At 74.0% G+C, this 23,738-nt stretch carries 17 protein-coding genes; 9 read left to right on the top strand and 8 right to left on the bottom strand.

The window, feature by feature from the left end; all coding sequences use genetic code 11:
• Positions 1-177: 177 nt before the first annotated feature.
• Positions 178-1,953, top strand: coding sequence for an ABC transporter ATP-binding protein (locus ACFZB9_RS25465; protein WP_391450765.1), 1,776 nt, complete (start codon positions 178-180; stop codon positions 1,951-1,953).
• A gap of 119 nt (positions 1,954-2,072) precedes the next feature.
• Entirely contained in the window at positions 2,073-3,806 is a 1,734-nt protein-coding gene (locus ACFZB9_RS25460; protein WP_391450763.1) for an ATP-binding cassette domain-containing protein, read from the top strand.
• Positions 3,807-3,829: 23 nt separating this feature from the next.
• Here the strand turns inward: ACFZB9_RS25460 and ACFZB9_RS25455 are convergent, their stop codons facing one another.
• The 3 genes from ACFZB9_RS25455 to ACFZB9_RS25445 form a co-directional block, all read right to left on the bottom strand.
• Complete coding sequence (locus ACFZB9_RS25455) at positions 3,830-5,881, bottom strand: LuxR C-terminal-related transcriptional regulator (RefSeq protein WP_391450761.1); 2,052 nt, start codon at positions 5,879-5,881, stop codon at positions 3,830-3,832.
• Positions 5,882-5,989: 108 nt separating this feature from the next.
• Positions 5,990-6,118: a hypothetical protein gene (locus ACFZB9_RS25450; RefSeq protein WP_391450760.1), complete on the bottom strand. Its 129-nt coding sequence runs from the start codon at positions 6,116-6,118 to the stop codon at positions 5,990-5,992.
• Between the two features lie 341 nt (positions 6,119-6,459).
• Positions 6,460-7,353 (bottom strand): alpha/beta fold hydrolase, encoded by an 894-nt coding sequence (locus tag ACFZB9_RS25445; protein WP_391450759.1) that lies wholly within the window; start codon positions 7,351-7,353, stop codon positions 6,460-6,462.
• 300 nt (positions 7,354-7,653) lie between these two features.
• Between ACFZB9_RS25445 and ACFZB9_RS25440 the strand changes: the two genes are divergently transcribed.
• Entirely contained in the window at positions 7,654-8,799 is a 1,146-nt protein-coding gene (locus ACFZB9_RS25440; protein ID WP_391450758.1) for a serine hydrolase domain-containing protein, read from the top strand.
• Between the two features lie 154 nt (positions 8,800-8,953).
• Here ACFZB9_RS25440 and ACFZB9_RS25435 read toward each other — a convergent pair whose 3' ends face one another.
• Positions 8,954-10,447, bottom strand: coding sequence for a DHA2 family efflux MFS transporter permease subunit (locus ACFZB9_RS25435; RefSeq protein WP_391450756.1), 1,494 nt, complete (start codon positions 10,445-10,447; stop codon positions 8,954-8,956).
• A 114-nt stretch (positions 10,448-10,561) separates the two neighbouring features.
• Positions 10,562-11,158, bottom strand: coding sequence for a TetR/AcrR family transcriptional regulator (locus tag ACFZB9_RS25430; RefSeq protein WP_391450755.1), 597 nt, complete (start codon positions 11,156-11,158; stop codon positions 10,562-10,564).
• A gap of 313 nt (positions 11,159-11,471) precedes the next feature.
• On the opposite strand from ACFZB9_RS25430, the gene ACFZB9_RS25425 reads away from it, so the two are divergent.
• From ACFZB9_RS25425 to ACFZB9_RS25415, 3 genes are all read left to right on the top strand, one after another.
• The gene (locus ACFZB9_RS25425; protein ID WP_391450754.1) at positions 11,472-12,110 is read left to right on the top strand and encodes a GPP34 family phosphoprotein; all 639 of its coding nucleotides are present in this window, start codon (positions 11,472-11,474) and stop codon (positions 12,108-12,110) included.
• A 90-nt stretch (positions 12,111-12,200) separates the two neighbouring features.
• The gene (locus ACFZB9_RS25420; RefSeq protein ID WP_391450753.1) at positions 12,201-14,372 is read left to right on the top strand and encodes an N-acetylmuramoyl-L-alanine amidase; all 2,172 of its coding nucleotides are present in this window, start codon (positions 12,201-12,203) and stop codon (positions 14,370-14,372) included.
• 51 nt (positions 14,373-14,423) lie between these two features.
• On the top strand, positions 14,424-15,437 hold the full coding sequence (locus ACFZB9_RS25415) for a chitinase (protein ID WP_391450752.1): 1,014 nt from the start codon (positions 14,424-14,426) through the stop codon (positions 15,435-15,437).
• Between the two features lie 37 nt (positions 15,438-15,474).
• Here the strand turns inward: ACFZB9_RS25415 and ACFZB9_RS25410 are convergent, their stop codons facing one another.
• Positions 15,475-16,062, bottom strand: coding sequence for a TetR/AcrR family transcriptional regulator (locus tag ACFZB9_RS25410; protein WP_391450751.1), 588 nt, complete (start codon positions 16,060-16,062; stop codon positions 15,475-15,477).
• A 187-nt stretch (positions 16,063-16,249) separates the two neighbouring features.
• Here ACFZB9_RS25410 and ACFZB9_RS25405 point away from each other — a divergent pair, with 187 nt between their 5' ends.
• Positions 16,250-17,800, top strand: a complete 1,551-nt coding sequence (locus ACFZB9_RS25405) for an MDR family MFS transporter (RefSeq protein WP_391450749.1) — start codon at positions 16,250-16,252, stop codon at positions 17,798-17,800.
• Between the two features lie 464 nt (positions 17,801-18,264).
• On the opposite strand, the gene ACFZB9_RS25400 is transcribed toward ACFZB9_RS25405, so the two are convergent.
• Positions 18,265-19,266, bottom strand: a complete 1,002-nt coding sequence (locus ACFZB9_RS25400; protein WP_391450748.1) for a hypothetical protein — start codon at positions 19,264-19,266, stop codon at positions 18,265-18,267.
• Between the two features lie 182 nt (positions 19,267-19,448).
• The gene (locus ACFZB9_RS25395; protein ID WP_391450746.1) at positions 19,449-20,636 is read right to left on the bottom strand and encodes a YeiH family protein; all 1,188 of its coding nucleotides are present in this window, start codon (positions 20,634-20,636) and stop codon (positions 19,449-19,451) included.
• A gap of 70 nt (positions 20,637-20,706) precedes the next feature.
• Between ACFZB9_RS25395 and ACFZB9_RS25390 the strand changes: the two genes are divergently transcribed.
• Together ACFZB9_RS25390 and ACFZB9_RS25385 are read left to right on the top strand one after the other, a co-directional pair.
• Positions 20,707-21,678 (top strand): LysR substrate-binding domain-containing protein, encoded by a 972-nt coding sequence (locus tag ACFZB9_RS25390; protein ID WP_391450745.1) that lies wholly within the window; start codon positions 20,707-20,709, stop codon positions 21,676-21,678.
• Positions 21,679-21,848: 170 nt separating this feature from the next.
• Positions 21,849-23,591, top strand: a complete 1,743-nt coding sequence (locus ACFZB9_RS25385; RefSeq protein ID WP_391450743.1) for an enoyl-CoA hydratase-related protein — start codon at positions 21,849-21,851, stop codon at positions 23,589-23,591.
• The last annotated feature ends 147 nt before the right edge of the window (positions 23,592-23,738 follow it).

The following is a 23,738-nucleotide window of genomic DNA, read 5'->3' as shown; positions in this document are numbered from 1 at the left end:
AGGCCCCGGTCCCAGGTGGTCCACGGCCGGAGCGCGCTGCGCGGCCGTGGACCACCTGCGCGCAGCAGGCCGTAGAGCGCAGAGCACAGGCCGCAGAGCTCAGCCCCGCCAGACCCGCCCAGATCCGCCCAGATCCGCCCGAGACCTGCCCGGAACGCTGTGAGAAGGGGACTCCACATGCCGCAGAGGCGTCGGGAACGGCCACTGCCGCGCACATCGCCGGCCGGTGGCCTGCTGCGTGAGGGCGCCCGGCGGACCCGCGGCCGGCTGACCCTCCTGGTGGTCCTGATGGTTCTCCGGACCGCCGTCTCGCTGGCCGCCCCGGCGCTGCTGGCCATGGCGGTGAACGGGATGCTGCGAGGCCGCCTCGCCGCGGGCCCGACGGCGGGCTGGGCGGCGCTGACCGCCGCCGCCGCGGTGTGCGACACCCTGACGGTCCCGCTGGGCACCTCCTGCGCGGCGCACGGCACCCGCTGGCTGCGGCTGCGTACCACGCGCCACCTGCTCGGGCTCGGGGCCCGGCAACCGCTGCCCGCGGGCGAGGCCGTCACCCAGGTCACCCAGGCGGCGCAGCAGGCCGGGGCACTGCCGATGTCGATGGCGCAGTGGGGCGTCTCCCTGACCGGATCCATCGCGGCGCTGGTGTCCCTGTGGCTGATCGACTGGCCGTGCGCGCTCGCCTTCACGCTGGCGGTACCGGTCACCGTCACCATGGCGCGACGGTTCGTCAGCCGGGTCACCCGTACCCAGGAGGCGTACCTGGCGGCCCAGGCGGACATCGCCACCCGGCTGCTCGGCGCACTCGCCGGTGCGCGGACCATCCGGGCCTCCGCGACGCTGGCGCAGGAGGTCGCACGGGTGCTGGTGCCGCTGCGGCGGCTGTCGGCGGCCGGGTGGGACATGTGGCGGCTGCAGAAGAACACGGTCTGGCAGTTCGGTCTGCTGGCCTCGCTGACCGAGGCCCTGGTGCTGGCTCTCGCCGGTCTCGGGGTGGCCGAGGGCCGGCTCTCGCCGGGCGGAGTGCTGGCGGTGGCCGGCTACCTCCAGATCGCCTTCCAGGCCATGCAGCAGATCGACGCGTCCTTCGCGCTGGCCCAGGCGCGCGCGGCCGCGGCCCGGATCGCGACGACCCTGGAGCATCCGCCCGTGGTGTACGCGGGTACCGAAGCCGCGGACGGACCAGGGGCGTTGAGCCTGCGCGGGGTCACGGTCCGCAACGGCGGCGCGCCGGTGCTCGACCGGATCGATCTGGAACTGCCCGCGGGGTCCTCGGTGGCGCTGGTCGGGCGGACGGCCTCGGGCAAGAGCGTCCTGGCCGGCCTGGTGGGTCGGCTCACCGATCCCGACGAGGGCGAGGTCCTGCTCGACGGTGTGCCCGTGCGGGAGTTGGCCGAGGGTGAACTGCGCCGGGCCGTCACCTACGCCTTCGAGCGGCCCGCGCTGATCGGCGCCACGGTGCACGAGGCCATCGCCTACGGCCGGCCGGACCTGCCGCGCGCCGCGGTGGAGCGTGCCGCGCGTGCGGCGCGCGCCGACGGCTTCATCCGGCTGCTGCCCGCCGGCTACGACACCCCGCTGGCCGCGGCTCCGATGTCGGGCGGAGAGCGCCAGCGGATCGGGCTGGCAAGGACGTTGGCCCGTACCGCCCGGTTCTACGTGCTGGACGACGCCACCTCGGGCCTGGACACCGTCACCGAGGCCGAGGTCAGTGACGCGATCACCAGCGCCCTGGCCGGGCGCAGCAGGCTCGTGGTCGCCCACCGGGTCGCCACGGCCGCCCGCTGCGACCTGGTGGTGTGGCTGGCGGACGGCAGGGTCCGGGCCGGCGGACCGCATGCCGAACTGTGGCGGGACCCCGCCTATCGGGCGGTTTTCGCGGTCGCCGCCGAACCCGGCGACGAGTCGTACCCGGAGAGGGAGGATGAGGTGACGGTGTGTCCGGTTGGACCATGAACGGGATCGCGAACGGGACCACGAGCGGGACCACGAGCGGGACCACGAGCGGGACCACGAGCGGGACCACGAGCAGGAACAGGGACCGGCGGCGAGGAACGCGACTGCTCCGGGAGGGGTTGCACGGCGCCCGTCGGCCGCTGCTGTGGGTCGCGCTCTGGGCGTCCGTGGAGGCGGTGCCGACCTTCGCCTCGGGGCGGGTGATCGCCTACGCCCTCGACCACGGGTTCCTGATCGGTCGCACCGGTGCGGGGCTGGGTTGGCTGGGGCTGCTCGGCCTGCTGTACGTCGTCCGCGCGCTGGCCCAACGGGCGGCGTTCGAGCCGATGGCCAGGATCGTCGAGCCGCTGCGGGACGAACTCGTACGGCGGGTGGTGCACGGCACCCTGCAGCACGCGGTGGACAGCTCCCGGCCGGCCGACGCGGCCGGGGTGTCCCGGCTGAGCTCGCAGGCCGAGTCGGTGCGCGGTGTGGTGGGCGCGCTGCTGCGCACCGCGTGCCCGCTGGCGGTCGGCCTGGTCGCCGCCCTGGCGGGGCTGGCCGGCCTCGATGCCCTGCTGGCTCTCGTGGTGGCGCTGCCGCTGGTGGTGGCCGTGGCGGTGTTCCTGCTGTCGATGCGGGCCCTGACCCGGCGTCGGCTGGACTATCTGATGGCCGAGGAGAAGGTGGCCGCCGTCACCGGTTCGGTGCTGGCAGCCGCTCGCGACATCACGGCTCTGGGAGCCGAGGAGCAGGCCGGGGCCGCGATCCGGGAGTCCGCCGACGCTGCCGTGCGGACCTCCCTGGTGGTCGCCAGGACCAGTGCGCTGCGGGTTCCGGTCGTCCTGTTCGGCGGTCAGCTTCCGGTCCTGGCTCTGCTGCTGACCGGTCCCGCTCTGGTGCACCGGGGCGCTGTCTCCACCGGAGGGGTGGTCGGTGCCGTCCTGTACGTCACCGCCTTCCTGATCCCGGCCCTGCAGCAGATGACCGGATCGCTCGCCGGCTACTGGAGCCAGCTGCGGGTGCTGACCGACCGGCTGGCCGAGGCCTCGGCCGTTCCTGCCGTTCCTGCCGTTCCTGCCGTTCCCGCCGTTCCTGCCGTTCCCGGCGCGGCCGGCAGTGGTCCGGCCGGCACGGAACTCACCGTGAAGGATCTGACCTTCGCCTATGGGCCGCACGCCGAGCCTGTCCTGCGCGCCCTCGACCTGACCGTCCCGGCCGGGGACCACCTCGCCGTCGTGGGGCCCAGCGGCGTGGGCAAGTCCACCCTCGCCGGGCTGCTGGCCGGGGTGGAGACCCCCGACGAGGGCACCGTCATGCTCGGGGCGCAGCCCCTCGTCGGGCTGTCCGAGCACACCCGCGCGGGCTTGGTGGCACTGCTGCCGCAGGAGGCCTACGTCTTCCCCGGGACCGTCCGGGAGAACCTCTGCTACCTCGCCCCCGGTATCGGCCGGGCCGGGTTGGACGAGGCCGTCGCCGCGCTCGGACTCACCGGCCTCATCGACCGGCTCGGCGGGTACGACGGCCAACTGCCCGACCCAGCCGTCCTGTCCAGTGGCGAGCGCCAGCTCATCGCCCTCGCCCGGGTCTATGCGTCCAGTGCGCCGATCGTGATCCTCGACGAGGCCACCTGCCACCTCGACCCGGCCGCCGAAGCACGCGTGGAACGCGCATTCGCCGCTCGCCCCGGCACCCTGATCGTCATTGCCCACCGCCTGACCACAGCCGCCCGGGCCCGCCGGGTCCTGCTGCTCGATGCCGAACGGCCCGCTCTCGGCAGCCATGACGCGCTGCTCGCCGCCAGCCCTGCCTACGCCGCGCTGGTGGGCCACTGGAACGGGCCCGGACTCCGGCCCTGCGGTGCGTCACGCTGACCGCTCCGTACCGGAGGCGTTCTTCAGCCCGGGCCCGGAGCGGGGTGCGAAGGCGACACCCGGGGCGCACCGGCCTCGGAGAGGGCCACGGCGGCCAGCGCCGTCCGTGACCGCACGCCGGTCTTGCGGAAGATCCGGGTCAGATGCGCCTCCACGGTCTTCGCCGAGACGAACAACCCCGAGGCGATCTCACGGTTCGGCAGTCCGAGCCGCACCATGCGCACGATCTCGCGCTCCCGCTCGGACAGCACCGCAACCGTCGCGTCGCCGGCACCCGGCCGAGGTCGGCGCGCCCCGATCGACCGCTGCTGGTTGATCGCCAGCCCGCGAAGCCAGTCGGAGCCGACCCGCTCCGCCAGCGCCTTCGCCAGCTCCGCCTGGGCGAGCGAATCCGCCAGCCGCCCCGACTCGGCGAGCCGGCCGGCCAGGAGCAGCCGGGCCCGGCACTCGTGCAGCGCCATGCCGCAGTCGGCGAACCGTACGACCGCCCCGCGCAGCAGCGCCACCGCCTCGACGCCGGAGGCGTCCTGCGCCCGGCCGCACAGGGCGATCGCCGCCCGTCCCGACGGGCCGGCCGCATCCACCTCCTCCACCGCGCGCCCCACGCCGTCCACCGCCCCAGGGGCCGCCGCCCACCACAGCGACCACCCGGCCGGACGCCGGGCGCGCTGCTGCCGGACCGGCGAGGCGTGCCCGGATGACACCGCGGGGCCCAGCACCGCGTCCGCCGCCGCGCGCAGTGCGGGGTGCGTCCCGGCTCCCCGCGGCACGCGCTCCGCCAAGAGCCTGGCCGCATCGGGCCCGTGGTGCCAGGCGACCGCCACCGCCCGCAACACCAGCGCGAAACCCGCCAGATCGGCCCGGCCCAACTCGCGCGCCACCGCCTCGGCAGCCGCCGCCGACCGCGAGGCCCGGTCGATGCCGCCCAGCGCGAGCTCCGCATACCCCCGGCCGAGCAGCAGCCGCGGCAGCATCCCCACCCGCCCGGTGCGAGCCGCCACCCGGCAACCCCGCGCGAACAGGCTCCGGGCATCCTCATAGCGGTTCATCGTGGCGGCAGCCCAGCCGAGCCGCAGCGCGGCATGGAGTCGTCCGCTCAACGCGGTATCGCCCAGCGCGGCCAGCAGCGCCTGCGCGGGAGCGGCCCCCTCCCGGAACGCCGCCTCATCTCCCGCCACCGCACCCCCGAGCGCCAGCACGGCCGCCGCGTCGAGGGCCAACTCCGGCTGCTCCGTCACGCCCTGGGCCAGCCACGCGCGCACCTCTCGCAGCTTGCCCCGAAACGCCGCCAGCGCGGCCAACTGGAGCCGCAGGGCAGCGACGCCCCGGGAACCGGTCGATGCCGGGACGGCGTGCAACTCCCCTTCGAGCAGCACGCGGGCCTCCCGGTGGCGGCCGCGATCGACCGCCAGCCGGGCGCGCAGTTCCGCGACCACCACCCGATCCGCCGCCCCGGCCAGTTCCGGCAGCACCTCGCGGCAGGTCGCGTGCTGTCCGGTCCGCTCGGCCGCCAGGCACAGGGCGAGGGCGAGCCTGCCGCGCAGCGCACCGTCCGCATCGCCGGGCACGATCCGACGCGCCGCACGCAGCCAGTCCAGTGCCCGCGCCGGTGCCGATTCGAGTACCAGGTCCGCCGCATCCGCGAGGACCCGCGCCGCGACGACATCACCGAACGCGGCGGACCGGACCACATGCGGTGCCCTGTCCACCGGGCTCGCCCCGGCCTCGCCCAGCGCCCTGGCGGCGCGGGTATGCGCACCGATCCGCCAACCCGGCCGGATCCGGGCATCGAGCAGGGCGCGCAGCCGCGGATCACCGAACCGGAACAGCGGGCCGCCGTCCTCGGCCCGCACGACACCGCGCTCCGCGAGCACGTCCAGGACGGCGAGAACGGATGAGGCGTCACGCGCGGCCACGGCCGCGGTCAGCAGCGGCTCGAACGGGTCCCCCAGCACGACCGCGGCTTGCGCGACGTCGAGCTCCTCGGCACTGAGCGCGTCCAGCGCTCCTTCCGCGTACCCGGCGAGCTGCCGGGGAACCTCGTCGGCGCCGGGTCTGGCGACGGTTCCCGGCACACCGGGTCCTCCCGGTGGACATGCCGTCGGCGCGTCATCCGGCATGGCGTTGACCTGCCGCATTCTCGGCTGCCTCACCTTCCGAAGTGTCCAGGGGGTTCGGGCTGTTCAGCTGAGGATGACGCTCGCGTCGTCGGCGTCGTCGGCGTCGTCCGCCCAGCGGTCGGCGCTCCCTTCCGCCGGTGCGTCCTCGCCGTCACCGGAGTCGGCCGCCAGGTTCCGGAGGATCGCGGACACGGCCGGGCTCCGTCTCCGCGCTGCCTTCAGCGGGTCCGGCCGTCGGGACGAGGGGATCCGAATACGCATGGGGGCTCCTTCACTGTTCGCGGGGGGAGGCAGCGCCGGATCAATTCGGCTCTTGGCATCGGGAGATGGCGAGTGGTCAGTACTCGTCAACCGGGCTCACCCACTCGGCCAGGATGGCAGCCGCCAGGAGGTGCGTCAACGACCATAAATGAATCTGCGATCATCATTCATTTCAGCTGACGCGACCCGATGGCGGCGCACGCCGATGGGCTTCCGGTGTTTGCGCAGGCAGCGGCGGGTGTCAGGCGGCTTCGAGGGTGCGCGGACGCGCTCTAGCGGTCGTGATGGGTGAACGCCTCGATGGCGGGGACGAAGGCGGTCGCGTCCTGGAAGAGGAAGGCGTGGCCCGCGTCCGGGAACAGGCGCAGCCTGGCGTCGCGCAGACTGTCCTGCAACAGGTGGTCGTTGGCGGTCGGGTCGAGGGCGTCCAGGGTGCCGTCGGCGATCAGCGTGGGCACGTGGATCCGCCGCGGGTCGCGGCCCGCCGGGTCCTGACCGGCCATCCACTGGGCCATGGCCGTGTCCTGGTCGGCCCTGGTGGCGGCGGGGACCCCGTAGCGGTTCGGGTACTGCAGGAGGCTCGCGCCGTAGGACCGGGCCGCGGCGAGCTGGTCCGGCGGGAAGAGCACGGAGAGCACCACGGCCGGGTCGGGGCTGTCCGCCGCGGCCGCGGCCGCCGGGGGAACGGGCAGGGACGCCCCGGTGCCGGCCTGGGTGGCGGCCAGCACGAGCCGGCCCACCTGGGCGGGGTGGCGCACGGCGAGGGCCTGGGCGACCATGCCGCCCATCGACCAGCCGAGCACCGTCGGCCGGTGCAGCCGGAGGGTGTTGATCAGGGCGCCGGTCCGGTCGGCCATGGCCGAGATGCTGGTCGGCGGGGAGACCGGGGCGGAGGCGCCGACCCCCGCGTTGTCGAAGACGACGACCTGGTGGTGGGCGGCCAGTGCGTCCACGAAGGCGGGCGACCAGGTGTCCATGGTCGCGTTGTGGCCCGCGATCAGCAGGATCGGGCTGCCGGTGCCGGCCTCGCGGTAGCCGATGTCCCCGGCCGTGGTGTGGGCGATGCGGGTGGGCGCGGTCAGGATGCCGCCGGCGGGCTGCGTCACCGCGCCGCGGTCCGCCGTCGAGGCGGGCGCGAAGCCGGCCAGGGACACTGTCGCCGCCACCGCGACGGCCGCGCTCAGTGCGACCCGGCAGACCCGGCCCGGCCGGTTGCGCTGCTTCTGTACCTTGTCCGGGATTTCGTTCTCCCCCGAACTGACGGCATGTCAATGGAGCGCCGCCGCAGTCACCTTGGCGCCGACTGCGGCCCCGATGAACGCCAGTCACCCTAGCAGCGGGTCCGGCGCGGTGGGGTGGTGGTCCGCGCGGCGGAAATCGGGTGGAGTCAAGGCGGCCGGGGAACCTAGGGTGACCAGGGCATACGTGCCGATGAGGTGACGACGAGAAACGAGAGCAGAGAACCAGTGGAGCACAACGGGTGGGCCGACCGGCGATTCGCCGCGGTCGCGGATGTCTTCGCCGAGAACTTCGCCGCATTCGGTGAACTCGGCGCGGCCGTCACGCTGTTCGTGGACGGACGCAAGGTGGTGGAGCTCTGGGGCGGCGTCGCGGACCAGCGCAGCGGCCGGGCCTGGGAGCAGGGCACCGTGGTCCCGGTCTTCTCCTGCGCCAAGGGCGTCGTCAGCCTCTGCGCCCACCTGCTCGCGCAGGACGGGCGGCTGGACCTGGACGCCCCGATCGCCCGCTACTGGCCGGAGTTCGCGCGGCACGGTAAGGAGGCGATCACCTCGCGGATGGTGCTCGGCCACCGGGCCGGACTCCCGGTCCTGGACCAGGTGCTGAGCTTCGAGGAGGTGGTCCGGTGGACGCCCGTGGTCCGCGCGATCGAGGAGCAGCGGCCGCTGTGGGAGCCCGGTGCGGACTACGAGTACCACGGGCACGTCTTCGGCTTCCTGCTCGGTGAGGTGATCCGCCGGATCACCGGGCTCACCCCGGGCGCCTACTTCCGCGAGGCCGTCGGTGACGAGCTGGGCCTGCGCACCTGGATCGGCCTGCCGCAGGACGAGGTCGCCCGGCTGGCCCGCCTGGTGGAGGCGGCGGGGCGGCCGTCGATGCCCGACCCCGAGTCACTGATCATGCGGATGGTGACGATGAACGGCGCGCTCGCCGTGCCCGGCATCGAGGAGCCGCACGGCTTCAACGACCCGGAGCTGCTCTGCGCCGAGTTCCCGGGCGCCAGCGCGGTCTCCTCGGCGAGCGGTCTGGCCGGGCTCTACGCCGCGGCGGCCACCGGGATCGACGGCTCGGCCCGGCTGCTGAGCGAGCAGACCGTCACCGATGCGGTGCGGGAGCTCTCGGCCGGGGCCTCCTGGTCGGGCTTCCCGGACCTGGGCGTCCGCTGGGGCTCCGGCTTCCTGCTCGACGGGCCGCGGTTCCGTCCCATGCTCGGCGCGCGCAGCTTCGGCAACGACGGTATGGGCGGCCAGTTCGCCTTCGGCGACGACGAGTTCGGGGTGGGCTTCGGCTACGTCGCCAACCGGATGATCGGCCATGGCGACGCGCGGGCCAACCGCCTGGTCGCGGCCGTGCGGGAGTGCCTGGGCGCCTGACGGGCGGACCCTCCTGTTAGGCGGACTCGCACGGCGGACTCGCCGTACGCGCGCGGCCGGGGCGGGGATCGCCCACACGATCCCCGCCCCGGCCGGCACACCTCCGGTCCGCTCACCTGTGCACGTTTACCTGTGCACGGTTAGCTGTGCACGTCTACATGTGCACGGCCTTCGGCGCGTTCGGGTCCTGCTGGGTGCGGCCGCGGCGGTAGAGCACCGCGGTCAGTACCAGGCCGGCGGCGAAGAAGCCGGCCGACCACCAGTAGGCGGTGGCGTAGCTGTGCAGCGCGGCCTGGGCCGCGGTGGCCGGGGAGAGCTGCTTGCCGGCCAGGTAGTTGGTGGCGGCGCTGGCGGCCAGCGTGTTGAGCAGGGCCGTGCCGATCGAACCGCCGATCTGCTGCATGGTGTTGACGGCGGCGGAGGCGACCCCGGCGTCCTCGGGGGAGATCCGGTCGGTGGCCAGGCTCATCGCCGGCGGCATCACCAGGCCCAGGCCGAAGCCGGCGACCAGCAGCGGCGGCAGGATGTGCGCGGGGTAGCTGCTGCCCAGGCCGAGCCCGGTCAGCCAGGCCATGCCGGCGGCGGCCAGGCCCATGCCGAGCGGCACCACGGGCTTGGGGCCGAGGCGCGGGATCAGCAGGCTGGTGGACAGTTGTGCGCTCACCATCAGCGCGCCGATCATCGGCAGGAAGGCCAGGCCCGTGCTGACGGGGGAGTAGTGCAGGCTCGCCTGCAGGTAGTAGGTCAGGAAGAGGAAGACGCCGAACATGCCCGCGCCGGAGATCGCCAGGGCGAGGAACGAGGCGCCGCGGTTGCGGTCGAGCAGGACGCGCAGCGGCAGCAGCGGGTGTGCGGCGCGGGTCTGCCACCAGGTGAAGGCGGCCAGCAGCACGCCGCCCGCGAGCAGGAAGCCCCAGGTCTGCGGCGAGCCCCAGTGGTGGCTCTCGGCGTTGGAGAACCCGTAGACCAGCCCGAACAGGCCGGCCGAGACCAGGATGGTGCCCGGCAGGTCGAGCTTGGGGCGGTGGGCGGGGGCGCCGCGGCGCAGCAGGACGAGGCCGCCGGCGAAGGCGATGACCGCGAAGAGCAGGTTGACGTAGAGCGTCCAGCGCCAGTTCAGGTGCTCGGTGAGCAGGCCGCCGAGCAGCAGGCCGAGACCACCGCCGGCGCCGGCGATCGCGCCGTACACGCCGAAGGCCTTGGCCCGCTCCTTGGCGTCGGTGAAGGTGGTGTTGAGCAGCGAGAGCGCGGCGGGCGCCAGCAGCGCGCCGAACAGGCCCTGCAGGGCGCGCCCGATGACCAGGACCTCGAAGTTGCCCGCGGCCCCGGCCAGCGCCGAGGAGGCGGCGAACCCGGCCACGCCGATCAGAAAGACGATCTTGCGGCCGAAGAGGTCGGCCAGCCGGCCGCCGAGCAGCAGCAGGCTGCCGAAGGCGAGCGAGTAGGCGGTGACGATCCACTGGCGGTTGGCGTCGCTGAAGCCGAGGTCGTGCTGGGCCGAGGGCAGGGCGATGTTCACGATGGTCGCGTCGAGCACGACCATCAGCTGGGCGAGGCCGATCACGGCGAGGATCCACCAGCGCCGGGGTGCGGGCGCCTGGGTGGCGGGCGTGGTGTCGACGGGCGCGCCGACGGTGGTCCGGGACATGGCGAAGCAGCTCCAGGTCGGATGGAGGTGTGTGGGACTGAGAGGTGACGGAACGTCAGGGATGACTGAGTGTCAGGGGTGACGGATCGTCAGAGGTGCTGGCGCGACGCTGCGTCAGCTGTGCCGGAGTGCGGGCAGGGCGACGGCATCGATGTAGCGGATCATGAACTCGGCGTCCACGAACCGGTCTTCGATGACCTTGCGGGCGGGCAGCACGCCGACCAGCAGGTGCATCAGGAACTCGCGGGCCGCCGCGTCGGGCCGGATCTCGCCGCGCTGCTCGGCGCGGTCCAGGACGGCCGCGAGCGCGGCGCGTTCGGGCTCGATGACGTACTCGCGCAGTGCCGCGCCGAGTTCGGGGTTGCGCAGGATCGCGTGGCTGACGGCGGCGAGCAGTTCGGTGTCGGGCGCGCACTCCTCGGTGCGGCGGGCCAGCTCGTGCAGGTCGCCGCGCAGGCTGCCGGTGTCGATGCCGGTGGTGTCGCCGGGCTTGTGGTGCCGCAGGGCGGCCGCGACGAGTTGTGGCTTGCCGTTCCACTGGCGGTAGAGGGTGGCCTTGCTGCTGCGCGTGCGCGCGGCCACGGCGTCCATCGTCACGGCCTCGTAGCCGCACTCCTTGACCAGGTCCAGTACGGCGGTGAACAGTTCGTCCGCGCGCTCTGGGGTCAGTCGGCTCCGGCGGCCGGATGACGACGGGGCTGCGGTGTCCATGGCTCCGGACCTCTCGTGGAACGAAACGGTTTCGTACACCTCATGGTAGGCACGAGGCTTATCGAAACGCAAACGTTTCGCTTAGGGTCCGCCAGTAGGGGGCCGGCGAGGAGGGGCCGGACCGCGTCGGCCGGGCGTTTCCGAACCTTGTGCCCGCCGACGCACGTTATCCGCCTACAGGGCCCGTCTCGGTGCGGCGCCGACGGGGGACCGGCCTGGCCGGGCCGCTCTGTCGGTGCCGCCGGGCGGGGTCGAAGGCCGCAGGCCCGACCGGCCGCCGAGACGAACCGACCCGAGCAGAGTGGAGTACCGCGTGGACCTGCCCGACACCCTCGCCGGCCGGCTGCGGCTGCTGGCCTTCCATTCCGATTCGGGTCGGCCCGCCGGCTATCTGGACCTGGACTTCGCCCTGCACGCGGCGGCGCTGACCGACCTGCTGCTGCGCGGCCTGCTGGTGGACCGGGTCAGCCGGGCGGACCGGCGCGGCCCGGTACCCGCGCGGCTCGCCCCGGAGCTGCAGAGCATCCTGTGCGGGAGCGCGCTGACGCAGCGGCAGACCGCCCGCTGGGACGTGCTGATCGAACGCCCGGCGGGCACCACCGCGATCGGCCGGGCGATCGACGAGCGGCTGCGGGAGGGCGGCTTCCTGCGGTTCGCCGAGGACCGGGGCGCGGGTCTCTTTCCCGCCCAGCGGCCGTTCCTGCACGACGTGGCGGCGCGCGAGCGGCTGGCCGGCGCGGTGGAGGCGGCGCTCGTCCGGCCGATCGAGGAGGTCCAGCCCTGGCAGGCCGCCCTGGTGGTGCTGGCCGCGGAGTGCGGGATCCACACGGCGCTGAGCTGCGCCCGGCGCCGGGCCGAGCGGGCCCGGCTGACCGAGCTGCGGGCGCTCGTCCCCGGCCCGATCCCGCTCGCGGTGCGCCGGGTGGTGCGGGAGCGCAGAAAGCGCGACTGAGAGGTTCTGCCAGTCGAGGAGCGGTGAAGGACCGCCCCTCCGGGAGTGTCACTCCACGTGATCGCCCGTCACGCACGCTAGAACCGTGGCATGCCCAAACGACCGGCCGCCGCCCCGCGGAACACCGTGCCCTCGACGACCACCCACCGTCCCGCCCCGCCCGGCAGCACGCGCCGGCTGCGCTGGCCGGCCCTGCTGGTCGCCGTGGCCACCGCCGGCGTGACCGGGCCGGCCGGCCCGGCCCGGGCGGCGGGCGCCGAGAGCGGCCTGGCCCGGCAGTTCACGGCGGCGGCCGCGGAGTTCGGCGTGCCCCAGAGCGTGCTGCTGGCGCTGGCCTACCAGGAGGGCCGCTGGGAGTCGCACCAGGGGCAGCCGAGCACCACGGGCAACTACGGCGTGCTCGGCCTGACCGAGGTCGACGTCGCCGCCGAGAACGCCGCGCGGGCGAACGGTGCTGCGTCGGCCGACACGGCGACGGAGCAGAACGGGCGCGGCGAGCACCGGCCCGCCCGCACGCGGGTGCGCCGCGCCGCCCCCGCCCGGCCCCCGCTCACCGACTCCCCGGCCCTGCACACCCTGGACGCCGCCGCGGCACTGATCCACCGCCCGGCGGCGGAGCTGCGCGGCGACACCGCACAGAACATCCGCGGCGGCGCGGCCCTGCTGGCGCGCTACCAGCGGGCGAGCGGCGGCAGCACCGACAGCGCCGACCCGGGCCGGTGGTACGCCGCGGTGGCCCGCTTCGGCGAAGGGGGGCCGACGGGGCAGGACGGCACGGCCGGTCGCGTCTTCGCCGACCGGGTCTTCACGACCGTCCGCGCCGGGGTCACCCGGACGACCTCCGAGGGGCAGCGGGTCGCCCTGCCCGCGCGTCCGGACCTGGCGGTCGACCGGCCGCCCGCCGCCACCCCACGGGACGCGGCGGAGCAGGTCGAGTGCCCGAGCGACCTCGGCTGCGACTACACCCCGGCCGCGTACGCGCTGACCGACCCCAAGGACCCCACCTCGTACGGGAACTACAACCCGGCCAACCGCCCCGCGGACGGCGAGGCGATCCGCTACATCGTCATCCACGACACCGAGAGCGACTACGCCGGGGCGATCGCGTCCTTCCAGAACCCGCGCGAGCAGGCCACCGCGCACTACCTGGTGCGGTCCTCGGACGGCCACGTCACGCAGCTGGTGCACACCAAGGACATCGCCTGGCACGCCGGCAACAAGACCATCAACATGCACAGCGTCGGGATCGAGCACGAGGGCTTCGCGCTGCCGACGGACCGGCCGACCTGGTACTCCGAGCAGCTCTACCAGTCCTCGGCCGAGCTGGTGCGCTACCTGGCCGCCCGGTTCGGCGTCCCGCTCGACCGCGAACACATCATCGGCCACGACGACGTGCCCGGCCCCACCCAGGCCGACATCGCCGGCATGCACTGGGACCCCGGGACCTTCTGGGACTGGGCCCACTACCTCGAACTGCTGGGCGCGCCGCTCCGGCCCGGCGCCGACGCCCCGCCGCAGGCCGGCGACACGGTCACCATCGCCCCGGCCTTCGACACGACCAACGAGCCCCCGGTCTCGGACGTCGCGGCCCGCCCGGAGAACTTCGTCTACCTGCGCACCGGGCCGAGCGCCGACTCGCCGCTGATCAACAACGGCGGGACCAGGGCCGACGACTGGAGCGACAAGGCGGTGACCGGCGCGACCTACGCGGTCGCCGACGAGCAGGGCGACTGGACGGCGATCTGGTACGACGGGAAGGAGTGCTGGTTCGCCAACCCGGGCGGGCACAGCGCTCGGACCAACCGGCACGCGGCGCCCGCGCTCTCGCACTATGCGTCGGTCTTCGACGACCTGGCCCACTGGGCCGCCCTGGTCGGCCCTGCGCCGTCGGCCACCCCGACCGGCTCAGCCGGCTCAGCCGACGCGGCCGATGCCACCGGGCCGGTGCTGCTGACCCCGCGCCCCGGCCTCGCCTCGATCCCGGTCTACGGCCGCGCCTACCCGGAGGCCGCCGCCTACGCCCCCTACCCGGCGATCAAGGCACCCGCGGTGGTGGCGGTCCGCGCGACCATCGCGGCGGGCCAGAAGTACCCGGCGGCCGAGAGCTCGCCGCAGCCGGCGCAGTACTTCTACGACGAGAACATCAACGGCGATGCCCCTGACGACCGCACGCTGGTGGTCGGCAAGGACACCTACTACCCGATCCGCTTCAACCACCGGCTGGCGTTCCTGAACGCCGCCGACGTGCAGGTCGTCCGGTAGCACCGTCCCCGCAGTTTCACCGAACGCCAAGTCCGAGCAGGGGAGCACCTGTTGTCCCGTCGCCTCCGTCGCTTCCGTCGCAAGGCGCTGTCCGCGCTGCTGGCGCTGAGCGCCACTCTGCTGCTCGGCACACCGGCGCGGGCCGCCACCGGCGAGGCGGACGGCGCCCGCGCGGCGTTCCCCGCCCACTTCACCGCGCCGTATGTGGGCCTGTGGGACCCGCCCGGCAGCCTCGCGGCGGCCGGTGCGGCGGCAGGCCTGCGGTACTTCACCCTCGGGTTCGCGATCAGCGACGGCAGCTGTCACCCCGCCCTCGACGGCATGCCCACCGAGGCACTGCCGGACTGGCTCGCGGCCGTGTCACGGCTGCGGGCCGCCGGTGGCGACGTGATCGTCTCCTTCGGCGGCGGCGGACGTGAACTCGCCCTCGACTGCGCGACGGTGGACTCGCTGAAGGCCGCCTACCGGAGCGTGGTCGACACCTTCGCGCTGACCCGGATCGACCTGGACATCGAGGGCAGCACGCTGGAGGACCAGCAGGCCAACGACCGCCGCAACGAAGCCCTCGCCGAGCTCCGGCAGGAGTACGGCGCCGCCGGGCACGACCTCGCCGTGCAGTACACGCTGCCGGTCAACCCCTGGGGCCTGTCGCCCGATTCGCTGGCACTGCTGCGCAGCGCCCAGGCGCACCACCTCGACGTGGACGTGGTCAACATCATGACGATGAACTACGGGGACGAGCTGGACATGGGCGCCGCCGCGACCGCCGCCGCGGCCGGCCTGCACAGCCAACTCGCCCAGATCTGGCCGGAGAAGAGCGCCGAACGGCTCTGGGCGATGGAGGGCAACACCCCGATGATCGGGGTCAACGGTGGCGGCCAGGAGGTCTTCTCCACCGACGACGCGAGCCGGCTGGCCGCCTTCGCGGCGGAGCAGGGGATCCGGCTGCTCTCCTTCTGGTCGATCGGCCGGGACAAGGCCTGCGCCGTCGAGGGCACCCGCTCCGAGACGTGCAGCGGCACCACCCAGAGCCCGTACGCGTTCTCGCGCATCCTGGGCCCCTGACGGCAGTTGGCGTCGAGCCCTCCTGGGGCCCCGGTGTTCAGTCCTCGCCGTGGGTGGCGTGCCAGCCGTGTTCCAGCAGCTCGAAGGCGCGCTCGATGCTCGCCCGGCGGCCGCCGTGGCCGCTCGCGAGGTCCCTGCTCTGCAGGGCGAAGCGGGCCAGTGCCGCGCTGAGCAGGTCGTCCTCGGGAGCGTCGATGGCCTCGGCGATGGCGTGGGTCAGCGCCCGCTCGTGGCGCAGCCACATCCGGCGGCTGTACTCCTCCAACGCCGGTGTGCTGCGCACCAGGTGGAGGAAGGCGGCCTGGTCCGGGTCCGCCTCGGTGGGGGAGTCGAACTCCAGCATCCGCTCGCGCAGGGCCGCTGGGATCGACTGGCCCGGGGCCCGGTCGCGGACGGCCGAGACCAGCGCGTCCTCGATCTCGGAGTCCTGGTCGAAGACCAGCGCCTCCTTGCCGGGGAAGTGCGCGAAGAGGGTCGTGGTGGAGACGTCGGCGGCATCCGCGATCTCGCGCACGCTCACCTGGTCGTAGCCGCGTTCGAGGAAGAGCCGCAGGGCCGCATCGGCCAGCGCCTGGCGGGTGGCGGCCTTCTTGCGCTCGCGGCGGCCCGTGGTCGTGTCGGTCATGGCTCCAGCCTACCCCTTTCGCTTGCCCGATTCAGAAACTTGACTCGTTGCACTTTTGGAATCGGTGTGGTCTTCTGGGTGGGCCGGTGCGGAGGCACTGCCCGCAGCCGGCCTTCCGCACTGCCGTCGGGGCCGGCTCGTGCCCCTCGACTTCCGTCGAACACCCTTGTGAAAGGCGTGATCAGCCATGCCCGTTTCCCCCTCGGCCGCCGCCGCGGCCCTGGCAGCCGAACCGGCTGCCAGTCCCAGGCGTCTGCGGCTCACCATGCTCGGCATCATGCTGGCCATGCTGCTGGCGATGCTCGACAACGCCATCGTCGGCACCGCGATGCCGACGATCGTCGGCGACCTCGGCGGATTCGCGCACATCTCCTGGGTGGTGACCGCCTATGCGCTGGCCACGGCCGTCTCCACGCCCGTGTGGGGCAAGTTCGGCGACCTCTTCGGCCGCAAGCGGGTCTTCCTCGCCGCCATCGTGGTCTTCCTGCTCGGTTCGGTGCTGGCCGGTACCGCGGGGTCGATGACCGCGCTGATCGGGTTCCGGGCCGTGCAGGGCCTGGGCGCCGGCGGCATCGGCGCGACGGCGTTCGCGCTGGTCGGCGCGATGGTGCCGCCGCGCGAGCGGGGCCGCTACCAGGGCATGACCGCCGCCGTGATGGCGGTCGGCACCGTCGGAGGGCCGCTGCTCGGCGGTTTCGTCACCGGTCACCTGGGGTGGCGCTGGGCTTTCTACCTCAACCTGCCGCTCGGCCTGCTCGCCTTCGTCTGGTGCGCGCTGCTGCTGAAGCTGCCCGCCGGACGCGCCAAGGCGCGGATCGACTGGCCCGGCATCGGCCTGCTGACCGCCACCATCGGCTCGATCGTGCTGGCCGCGAGCTGGGCCGGCACCACCTACGCCTGGGGCTCCTGGCAGATCCTGTCGCTCGGCGCCGCCGGTCTGTTGGGCCTGGTGCTCTTCGTGGCCTGGCAGCGGCGGGCCGTCGAGCCGGTGCTGCCGCTGCGGATCTTCGCGGACGGCAACGTCAGGCTGGTCTGCGTGATGGTCTTCGCGGCCGGCGCGGTGATGTTCGGCACCACGCTCTACCTGCCGCTGTTCCAGCAGAGCGTGCAGGGCGCCTCGGCCACCAACTCGGGCCTGCTGCTGTTGCCGATGATGGTCCCGATCGCGCTGGTCTCCAATGTGGCCGGCAAGGTGATGTCGCGCACCGGCCGGTACCGGATCTTCCCGATCCTGGGCGCGGGCTTCCTGACCCTGAGCACCGGGCTGCTCGCCACCATGGGCACCGGCACCCCGCGCGCCGTCACCGGCCTCTACCTGGCGTTGGCCGGCATCGGACTCGGCTTCCTGCTGCAGATCACCACGACCATCGCGCAGAACAGCGTCGAGCCGCGCGATCTGGGCGTGGTCTCCGCGGGCACCCAGCTCTTCCGCACCGTCGGCGGTTCGCTCGGGGTGGCGCTGTTCGGCGCGTTGTTCGGCCACGCCACCGCCGGGGCCGTCGGTGGCCCGCCGGGCGCGCACCCCGGCGGCGGCGCGCCGGGCCGGCTGTCCACCGTCGCGGGGGACGCCTACCTGCACGCGGTCGCCACCGGCGTCCAACGGGTCTTCGCGCTCGCCGCCGCGCTCTGCGCCGTCGCTCTGGTGGCCGCGCTGCTGATCAAGGAGGTCCCGCTGCGCGGCAAGCCCGCCGGGCCGCCGGTGGCGGGGCCCGAACCCGTCGCGGTCAAGGCGTCTTGACGCTGTGACGGTGCTGCAGCCCCGGGGGATGGCCGTCCCGCCGGGGCTGCTGCGCCGATCAGCCGGTGCCCTCCCGCTGGGACTCGATTGCGGCGAGGGCCGCCCGGGCGGCCGCTCGCGCGGCCAGGGTGGTCAGTGCCGTCCTGGTGGCCAACGGGGTCATGGTTAAGAGCCGTGACGTTTCGTCACGTTCGACGGCTTGCTGCGGAAAGTGCTGCGGATGCCAGCTGGACGCGTAACTCGTGCTTGCCGGCACCTGGTTGATGAGGATTCTGGTCACGGGGGGCAAGTGAATCGGGAACGATCCACGCCTCGCACGCTGGATCAACCGGTCCCACTCGTTCGTGTCGCTCGTTCACCCGTGACGGTGAGTGCACCGGCCCAATGCTGGGCCGGACGGGTGAGCCGCACGCCTGACCGCGGCCCGCCGGCCCCGGACTCGGCCCCGCCTTTTCCCAACGGCCTCAGGCGAGGGCGGAGTTGTCGAACTCGAACCAGGACCACCGCTCGGACGCCCGGTAGCCGAGGGCGCGGTTGACGGCGAGCATGTGGTGGTTGTCGGAGTTGTTGAAGGTCTGCACCGCTCTGGCGGTGGGGAACTCGTCGAGCATCCAGAGCGTCTGCGCGGCCTTGAGGCGCAGGCCGAGGCCCAGACCGCGGTGGTCGCGGGGGACGCCGGTGTCCCAGATGTCGAGGGACTGCGGCCCGTCGGGGGCGCTGCTGAACATGGTGAAGCCGCCGATCTCGCCGCCCGGTGTGACGGCGGCCAGCACGTTGCGCCGCACGCCCGCCCGGACGCTGAGCTCCTCACGGCCGCGCAGCCGCGCGCGGTCGTTGAGGGCGTGCTCGTAGACCATGTCGCCCTGCGGTGCGTCGGACATGGTGTCCATCGCGGTACAGAACGAGTCGAGCAGCTCCTCGGGGCAGCGGTCGGTCCACCGCACCAGCTGGTAGCGGGAGTTCTTCGGCGTGGCGCCGGCGGTCCGCTCGAACGCGGGGCGGTCGACGGCGCGCAGGTTCAGCACCGACCGGGTCACCGTCTCCACCAGGCGCCCGCCGCGGGCGGTGAGCAGTGCGTCGACGGGCACGGTGGCCGCGGCGTTGGTGACCACCCGAGGGCGCTTGAGCTCGGTGCTCAGCTTCAGCACCCGCTCGAAGAGCGCGGAGCCGATGCCACGGCGGCGCGCGTGCGGGGCGACCCACACCGTGGTGCTGAGCAGGTCCGGGTTGCTGTCGAAGCTCCACTCCGAGATGGCCAGGCCGTCGGCGACGGTCGCCTCGCGGGAGTCGTAGGCGGCGAACACCGCGATCTGCTCCTGCCAGTCGGGCGTGCAGGACAGGCGCAGCTGGCTCGCCGACAGGGCTGGGAAGTCGCCCAGTTGCTCACCGAGGACGGCGCGGGCGGCGGGCAGGATCGCGGCCAGGTCCGCGGGCCGCTGGGCTGGATCGATCTCGCGGATCTGCATGACCCAACACCCTGCACCCGGCGGCGGCGTCGCGCCACTGGATTTCGTGGTGCGACGCCGCCGCCGGATCGCTGGAGTGGATCACTGACGCCCCGTCAGGACAGGCCGGACGGAACGGTCGGCGGTCGGCGAGCCGGGTCACCGAGGCTCACCGGCCGTGCGACGGCTGCCGTCGCGGGCGCTCAGGTGGTGAGCAGCACCCCGGCGTACGCGATGAGTGCGATGAGCAGCCAGGACGCCCCCGCCACCACCACTGCCCGCCGCCCGGTGCGCAGCAGGCCGCGGATGTTCACCGTGCTTCCGAGCGCGAACAGCGCGGCGGCCATCAGGAGTTCGTCGACCTGCTCGGCGGCGTTGACGACCGGCAGCGGCACCGCGCCCGTGGTGCGCAGCAGCACGAAGGCGAGGAAGCCCACGATGAAGAGGGGCACCAGTGGCGGCCGCTTGGTCCGCGCGCCGCCCGTCGCCGTCGCGGTTGCTGCGGTGGCCGGAGCGGTCCGGGCACGGCGGCGGGCGATCGCGACACCCGTCACGATCGGGGCGAGCAGCGCCACCCGCATGAGCTTGACCACCACCGCCTGCGCCAGCGCGGTGGGCCCGGCGGTCTGGGCCACGGCCACCACCTGGCCCACGTCGTGGACGCTGGCACCGGTCCAGCGGCCGAACTGAAGGTCGGTCAGGCCCAGCGGGTGGTGCAGCATCGGGAGCAGCGCGATGGCGAGCGAGCCGCACAGCGTCACCATGGCGACCGCCGTGACGACGTCCTCCTCGTCACTGTCGGTGACCCCGTTCATCGCCGCGACGGCGGAGGCGCCGCAGATCGAGAACCCGGTGGCGATCAGCAGCGGCTGGTCGCCCGGCAGGCCCAGGCGCCGCCCGAGCCACTGGGTGCCGAAGAAGGTGGCCGCCACCACGACCACCACCACGGCCAGTGTCTGCCAGCCCAGGGCGAGGACGTCGCCGAGGGCGAGCTTGAGGCCCAGCAGTGCGATGGCGACCCGCATCAGCCGCTTGCCCGCGAAGGTCAGCCCGGGGCGGGTGCGGGCCGGCAGCATGCGCAGGTTGCCGGCCAGCACACCCAGCGCGACCGCCGCGGTGAGCGGCGACATCGCCGGCAGCGCCAGGTTCACCGCCCAGGCCACCGCGACCGCGACCGCCACCGCGCCCAGCCCGGGGCCGGCCGTGCGCACCCACCGTGCCGCCGCGGAAGTGGCCGGTGCGTGGCCGCTGGCCGGTGCGGGGCCGCCTGGGGCGGCGGCGCGCGTCGCGGGACCGGTGGCCGGCGTGGCGGCGAGGCGCTCGGCGGTGAGCGGGCGGCTGGGGCTGGTCGGGCGGCTGTCGGGCCGCGACGGTGGCGGGAGGACTGTCATGTTGTCACCCTGCTGCGGGGCGCGTACGCCCGGTAGCCAGCAGTTTCTTCCTATGCCATAGGGTTTTCCTATGGCAGCTTCCCCGATCGGCCCCGCGCGTCCCACCGGCCCGAGCGACCCCTCGGCCGCCTCGGCCCGGCGGCCGTTCGACCTCTACTCGCTCGAACTGCTGGTGGCCGTCGCGGAGAGCGGAAGCATCGGCCAGGCGGCGGCGAAGCTGTCGATCAGCCAGCCCACCGCCAGTTCGCGGATGACCACCCTGGAACGCCGCCTCGGCCTGCAACTGCTGGAGCGCTCGACCGCCGGCTCCCGGCTCACCCCCGCCGGGCTGGTGGTCACCGACTGGGCCCGCGGCGTGCTGGGCCAGGCCCAGGCGCTGACCGAGGGCCTGGCGGCGCTGCGCGCCCAGCAGCGGGGCAACCTGCGGGTCGCCGCCAGCCTCACCCTGGCCGAGTATCTGCTGCCCGGCTGGCTGGTCACCCTGCGCCAGCTGCACCCCGCCACCCACGTGGGCCTGCGGGTGACCAACAGCCACCAGGTCATCGAGGCGCTGCGGCACTCCGAGGCCGACCTCGGCTTCACCGAGGGCCCCTTCGTCCCCCGGGACTTCCAGTCCACGCTGGTGGGCCGCGACCGCCTGGTCGTCGTCACCGCCCCGGGCCACCCGTGGGCCCGCCGGAGCGAGCCGCTGACCGGCGCCGAACTCGCCGAGACGCCGCTGCTGCTGCGCGAGACCGGCTCCGGCACCCGCGAGACCCTGGAGCGGGCGCTGCGCCCCTGGGACGGTCCGTCCGTCCCGCTGCTCGAACTCGGCTCCACCGCTCCGCTGCGCAGCGCCGCCGCCCAGGGCGCGGCGCCCGCCGTCCTGTCCGAGCTCGCGGTGGCCGAGGACCTCGCGGCGGGACGACTGGTGGAGATCGCCGTCACCGAGGACCTCCCGCTCGCCCGGAGCCTGCGGGCGATCTGGGCCGGTGGCACCGACCTGCCGCAGGCGGCGGTGCACCTGCTGGAGGTGGCCCGGCGTTCGACGCCCGCCTCGTGACGGGCGATGTCGTGGCGCGTCCGTGCGGGCCGGGCGGTGGCCCCTGGCGGCGTCGGCCGGTCGGGTGACGTTGCGGCGGGTTTGCGGCGGGGGTCGCGCCGCGGTGCGGGAGGCTCGCAGCTGGCCGGGCCGCCACCCTCCAACCGGGCCCGGTGGGCTCGGAGGTCATCATGCGGATCCTGCTCGTCGCGAGCGCGTTCAACAGCCTCACCCAGCGGGTCTTCGTCGAACTGCGCGATCGCGGCCACCGTCCGGCCGTCCATCTGATGGTGGGCGACGAGCCGTTGCGCGAGGCCGTGCGGCAGCACCGGCCCGAGCTGATCGTGGCCCCGATGCTCAAGGCCGCCGTCCCCCGGGACGTCTGGTCCGCGTACACCTGCCTGATCGTGCACCCCGGGCCGCTCGGCGACCGGGGTCCTTCCGCGCTGGACTGGGCGATCCACGAGGGCGCGGACCGCTGGGGGGTGACGGTGCTCCAGGCGGACGAGCCGATGGACGCCGGCGATGTCTGGGCGCATGCCGAGTGCGACCTGCCGCGGGTGGGCAAGAGCGACCTGTACCGCGGTGAGATCGCCGACGCGGCGCTGCGCGCGGTGCTGCTCGCCGTGCGGCGCTTCGCCTCGGGAACGTACGTCCCGCGCCCCCAGCACGGCCCAGGCTGGGACGTCCCCGACCACACCCGGCCCTATCTGGACCAGCGGGTGCGGCGGATCGACTGGGCGCTCGACCCGACGGCGACCGTGCTGCGCAAGCTGCGGGCAGCGGACTCGCAGCCCGGCGTGCTGGACCAGCTGTTCGGCGCCGAGTGGTATCTGCACGGCGGCCACCCGGAGAGTGAACTCCTCGGTAAACCGGGCGAGTTGCTGGCCACCCGGGCGGGCGCCCTGTGTCGGGCGACGGTGGACGGCGCGGTCTGGATCCCCCAACTGCGCCCGCGTCGCCGGCCCGGCGGCCCGGCGACCTTCAAACTGCCCGCGACCCTGGCGCTCGGCGACCTGCTCCCACTGCTGCCGGAGCTTCCCCCGCTGCCCTCACTGCCCACCGCGCCGCGGCGGCCGGCAGCCGCCGATCAGCATCAGGAGCAGGGCAGTTGGACGGATATCGATTACCAGGAGGCCGGGCCGGTCGGGTTCCTGCGGTTCTCCTTCCCCGGCGGTGCGATGAGCACCGAGCAGTGCCGACGGTTGCTGGAGGCCTACCGGCACGCGCTCACCCGCCCCACCTCGGTGCTGGTGCTGGGCGGCGGCCGGGACTTCTTCTCCAACGGCATCCACCTCAACGTGATCGAGGCTGCCGCCGACCCGGCCGCGGAGTCCTGGGCGAACATCAGCGCGATGGACGACCTGGTCTCCCAACTGCTCATCACGACCGACAGGTTGGTGGTCTCGGCGGTGGGCGGCAACGCGGCGGCGGGCGGTGCGATGCTGGCCCTTGCGGCGGACGAGATCTGGTGCCGCGAGGGGGTGGTGCTCAACCCGCACTACCGTCTGATGGGCCTGCACGGCTCGGAGTACTGGACCTACACGCTGCCGCGCCGGGTCGGGGCGGCAGCCGCCGAACGCCTCACCCGGCGCGCGCTGCCGGTGAGTTCGGCGAGCGCGCAGCAGCTCGGCCTGGTGGACCGGGTGATCCCGGCGGCCCCGGGGGAGTTCGGGCGCGAGGTCGCCCGGTTCGCGGCACTGCTCGCGGCGGGCCCGGGGCTGCAGGGGCGGATCGCCGCGAAGAAGCTCGGCCGGGAGCGCGACGAGGCCATCAAGCCGCTCGACGCCTACCGGACGGAGGAGTTGGCGCTGATGCGCCACAACTTCTTCGACCCGGACGAGCCGTACCACGCGCTGCGCTCCGCCTTCGTCCGCAAGCAGCCGGTGCGGGCGACTCCGCCGCACCTGACCGGTGTGGGCGAGCCGAACTGACGGTCCGTCAGGTTGCCTCGTCGGGCTCACGCTCTCCTACCTGGAGGAGGAGGCCGCCTTGGACGTGCGCGACGACGGCAGAGGCTTCGAACCGGCACGGCTCGCGGCTGAGGACGGCGGCGGTGCCGGGCGGCGGCGACCGCGCAG

This window comes from Kitasatospora sp. NPDC008050 (assembly GCF_042957465.1).
Classification (GTDB): Bacteria; Actinomycetota; Actinomycetes; order Streptomycetales; family Streptomycetaceae; genus Kitasatospora.
Note: the sequence above shows the minus strand (reverse complement) of the source record. Positions and strands in the feature narration are given on the sequence as shown.

Coding starts and splice junctions, on each gene's coding strand:
- ACFZB9_RS25465 (WP_391450765.1), top strand. CDS start 178: ATGCCGCAGAGGCGTCGGGAACGGCCACTGCCGCGCACATCGCCGGCC.
- ACFZB9_RS25435 (WP_391450756.1), bottom strand. CDS start 10,447: ATGTCCCGGACCACCGTCGGCGCGCCCGTCGACACCACGCCCGCCACC.
- ACFZB9_RS25430 (WP_391450755.1), bottom strand. CDS start 11,158: ATGGACACCGCAGCCCCGTCGTCATCCGGCCGCCGGAGCCGACTGACC.
- ACFZB9_RS25420 (WP_391450753.1), top strand. CDS start 12,201: ATGCCCAAACGACCGGCCGCCGCCCCGCGGAACACCGTGCCCTCGACG.
- ACFZB9_RS25410 (WP_391450751.1), bottom strand. CDS start 16,062: ATGACCGACACGACCACGGGCCGCCGCGAGCGCAAGAAGGCCGCCACC.
- ACFZB9_RS25405 (WP_391450749.1), top strand. CDS start 16,250: ATGCCCGTTTCCCCCTCGGCCGCCGCCGCGGCCCTGGCAGCCGAACCG.
- ACFZB9_RS25400 (WP_391450748.1), bottom strand. CDS start 19,266: ATGCAGATCCGCGAGATCGATCCAGCCCAGCGGCCCGCGGACCTGGCC.
- ACFZB9_RS25395 (WP_391450746.1), bottom strand. CDS start 20,636: ATGACAGTCCTCCCGCCACCGTCGCGGCCCGACAGCCGCCCGACCAGC.
- ACFZB9_RS25390 (WP_391450745.1), top strand. CDS start 20,707: ATGGCAGCTTCCCCGATCGGCCCCGCGCGTCCCACCGGCCCGAGCGAC.
- ACFZB9_RS25385 (WP_391450743.1), top strand. CDS start 21,849: ATGCGGATCCTGCTCGTCGCGAGCGCGTTCAACAGCCTCACCCAGCGG.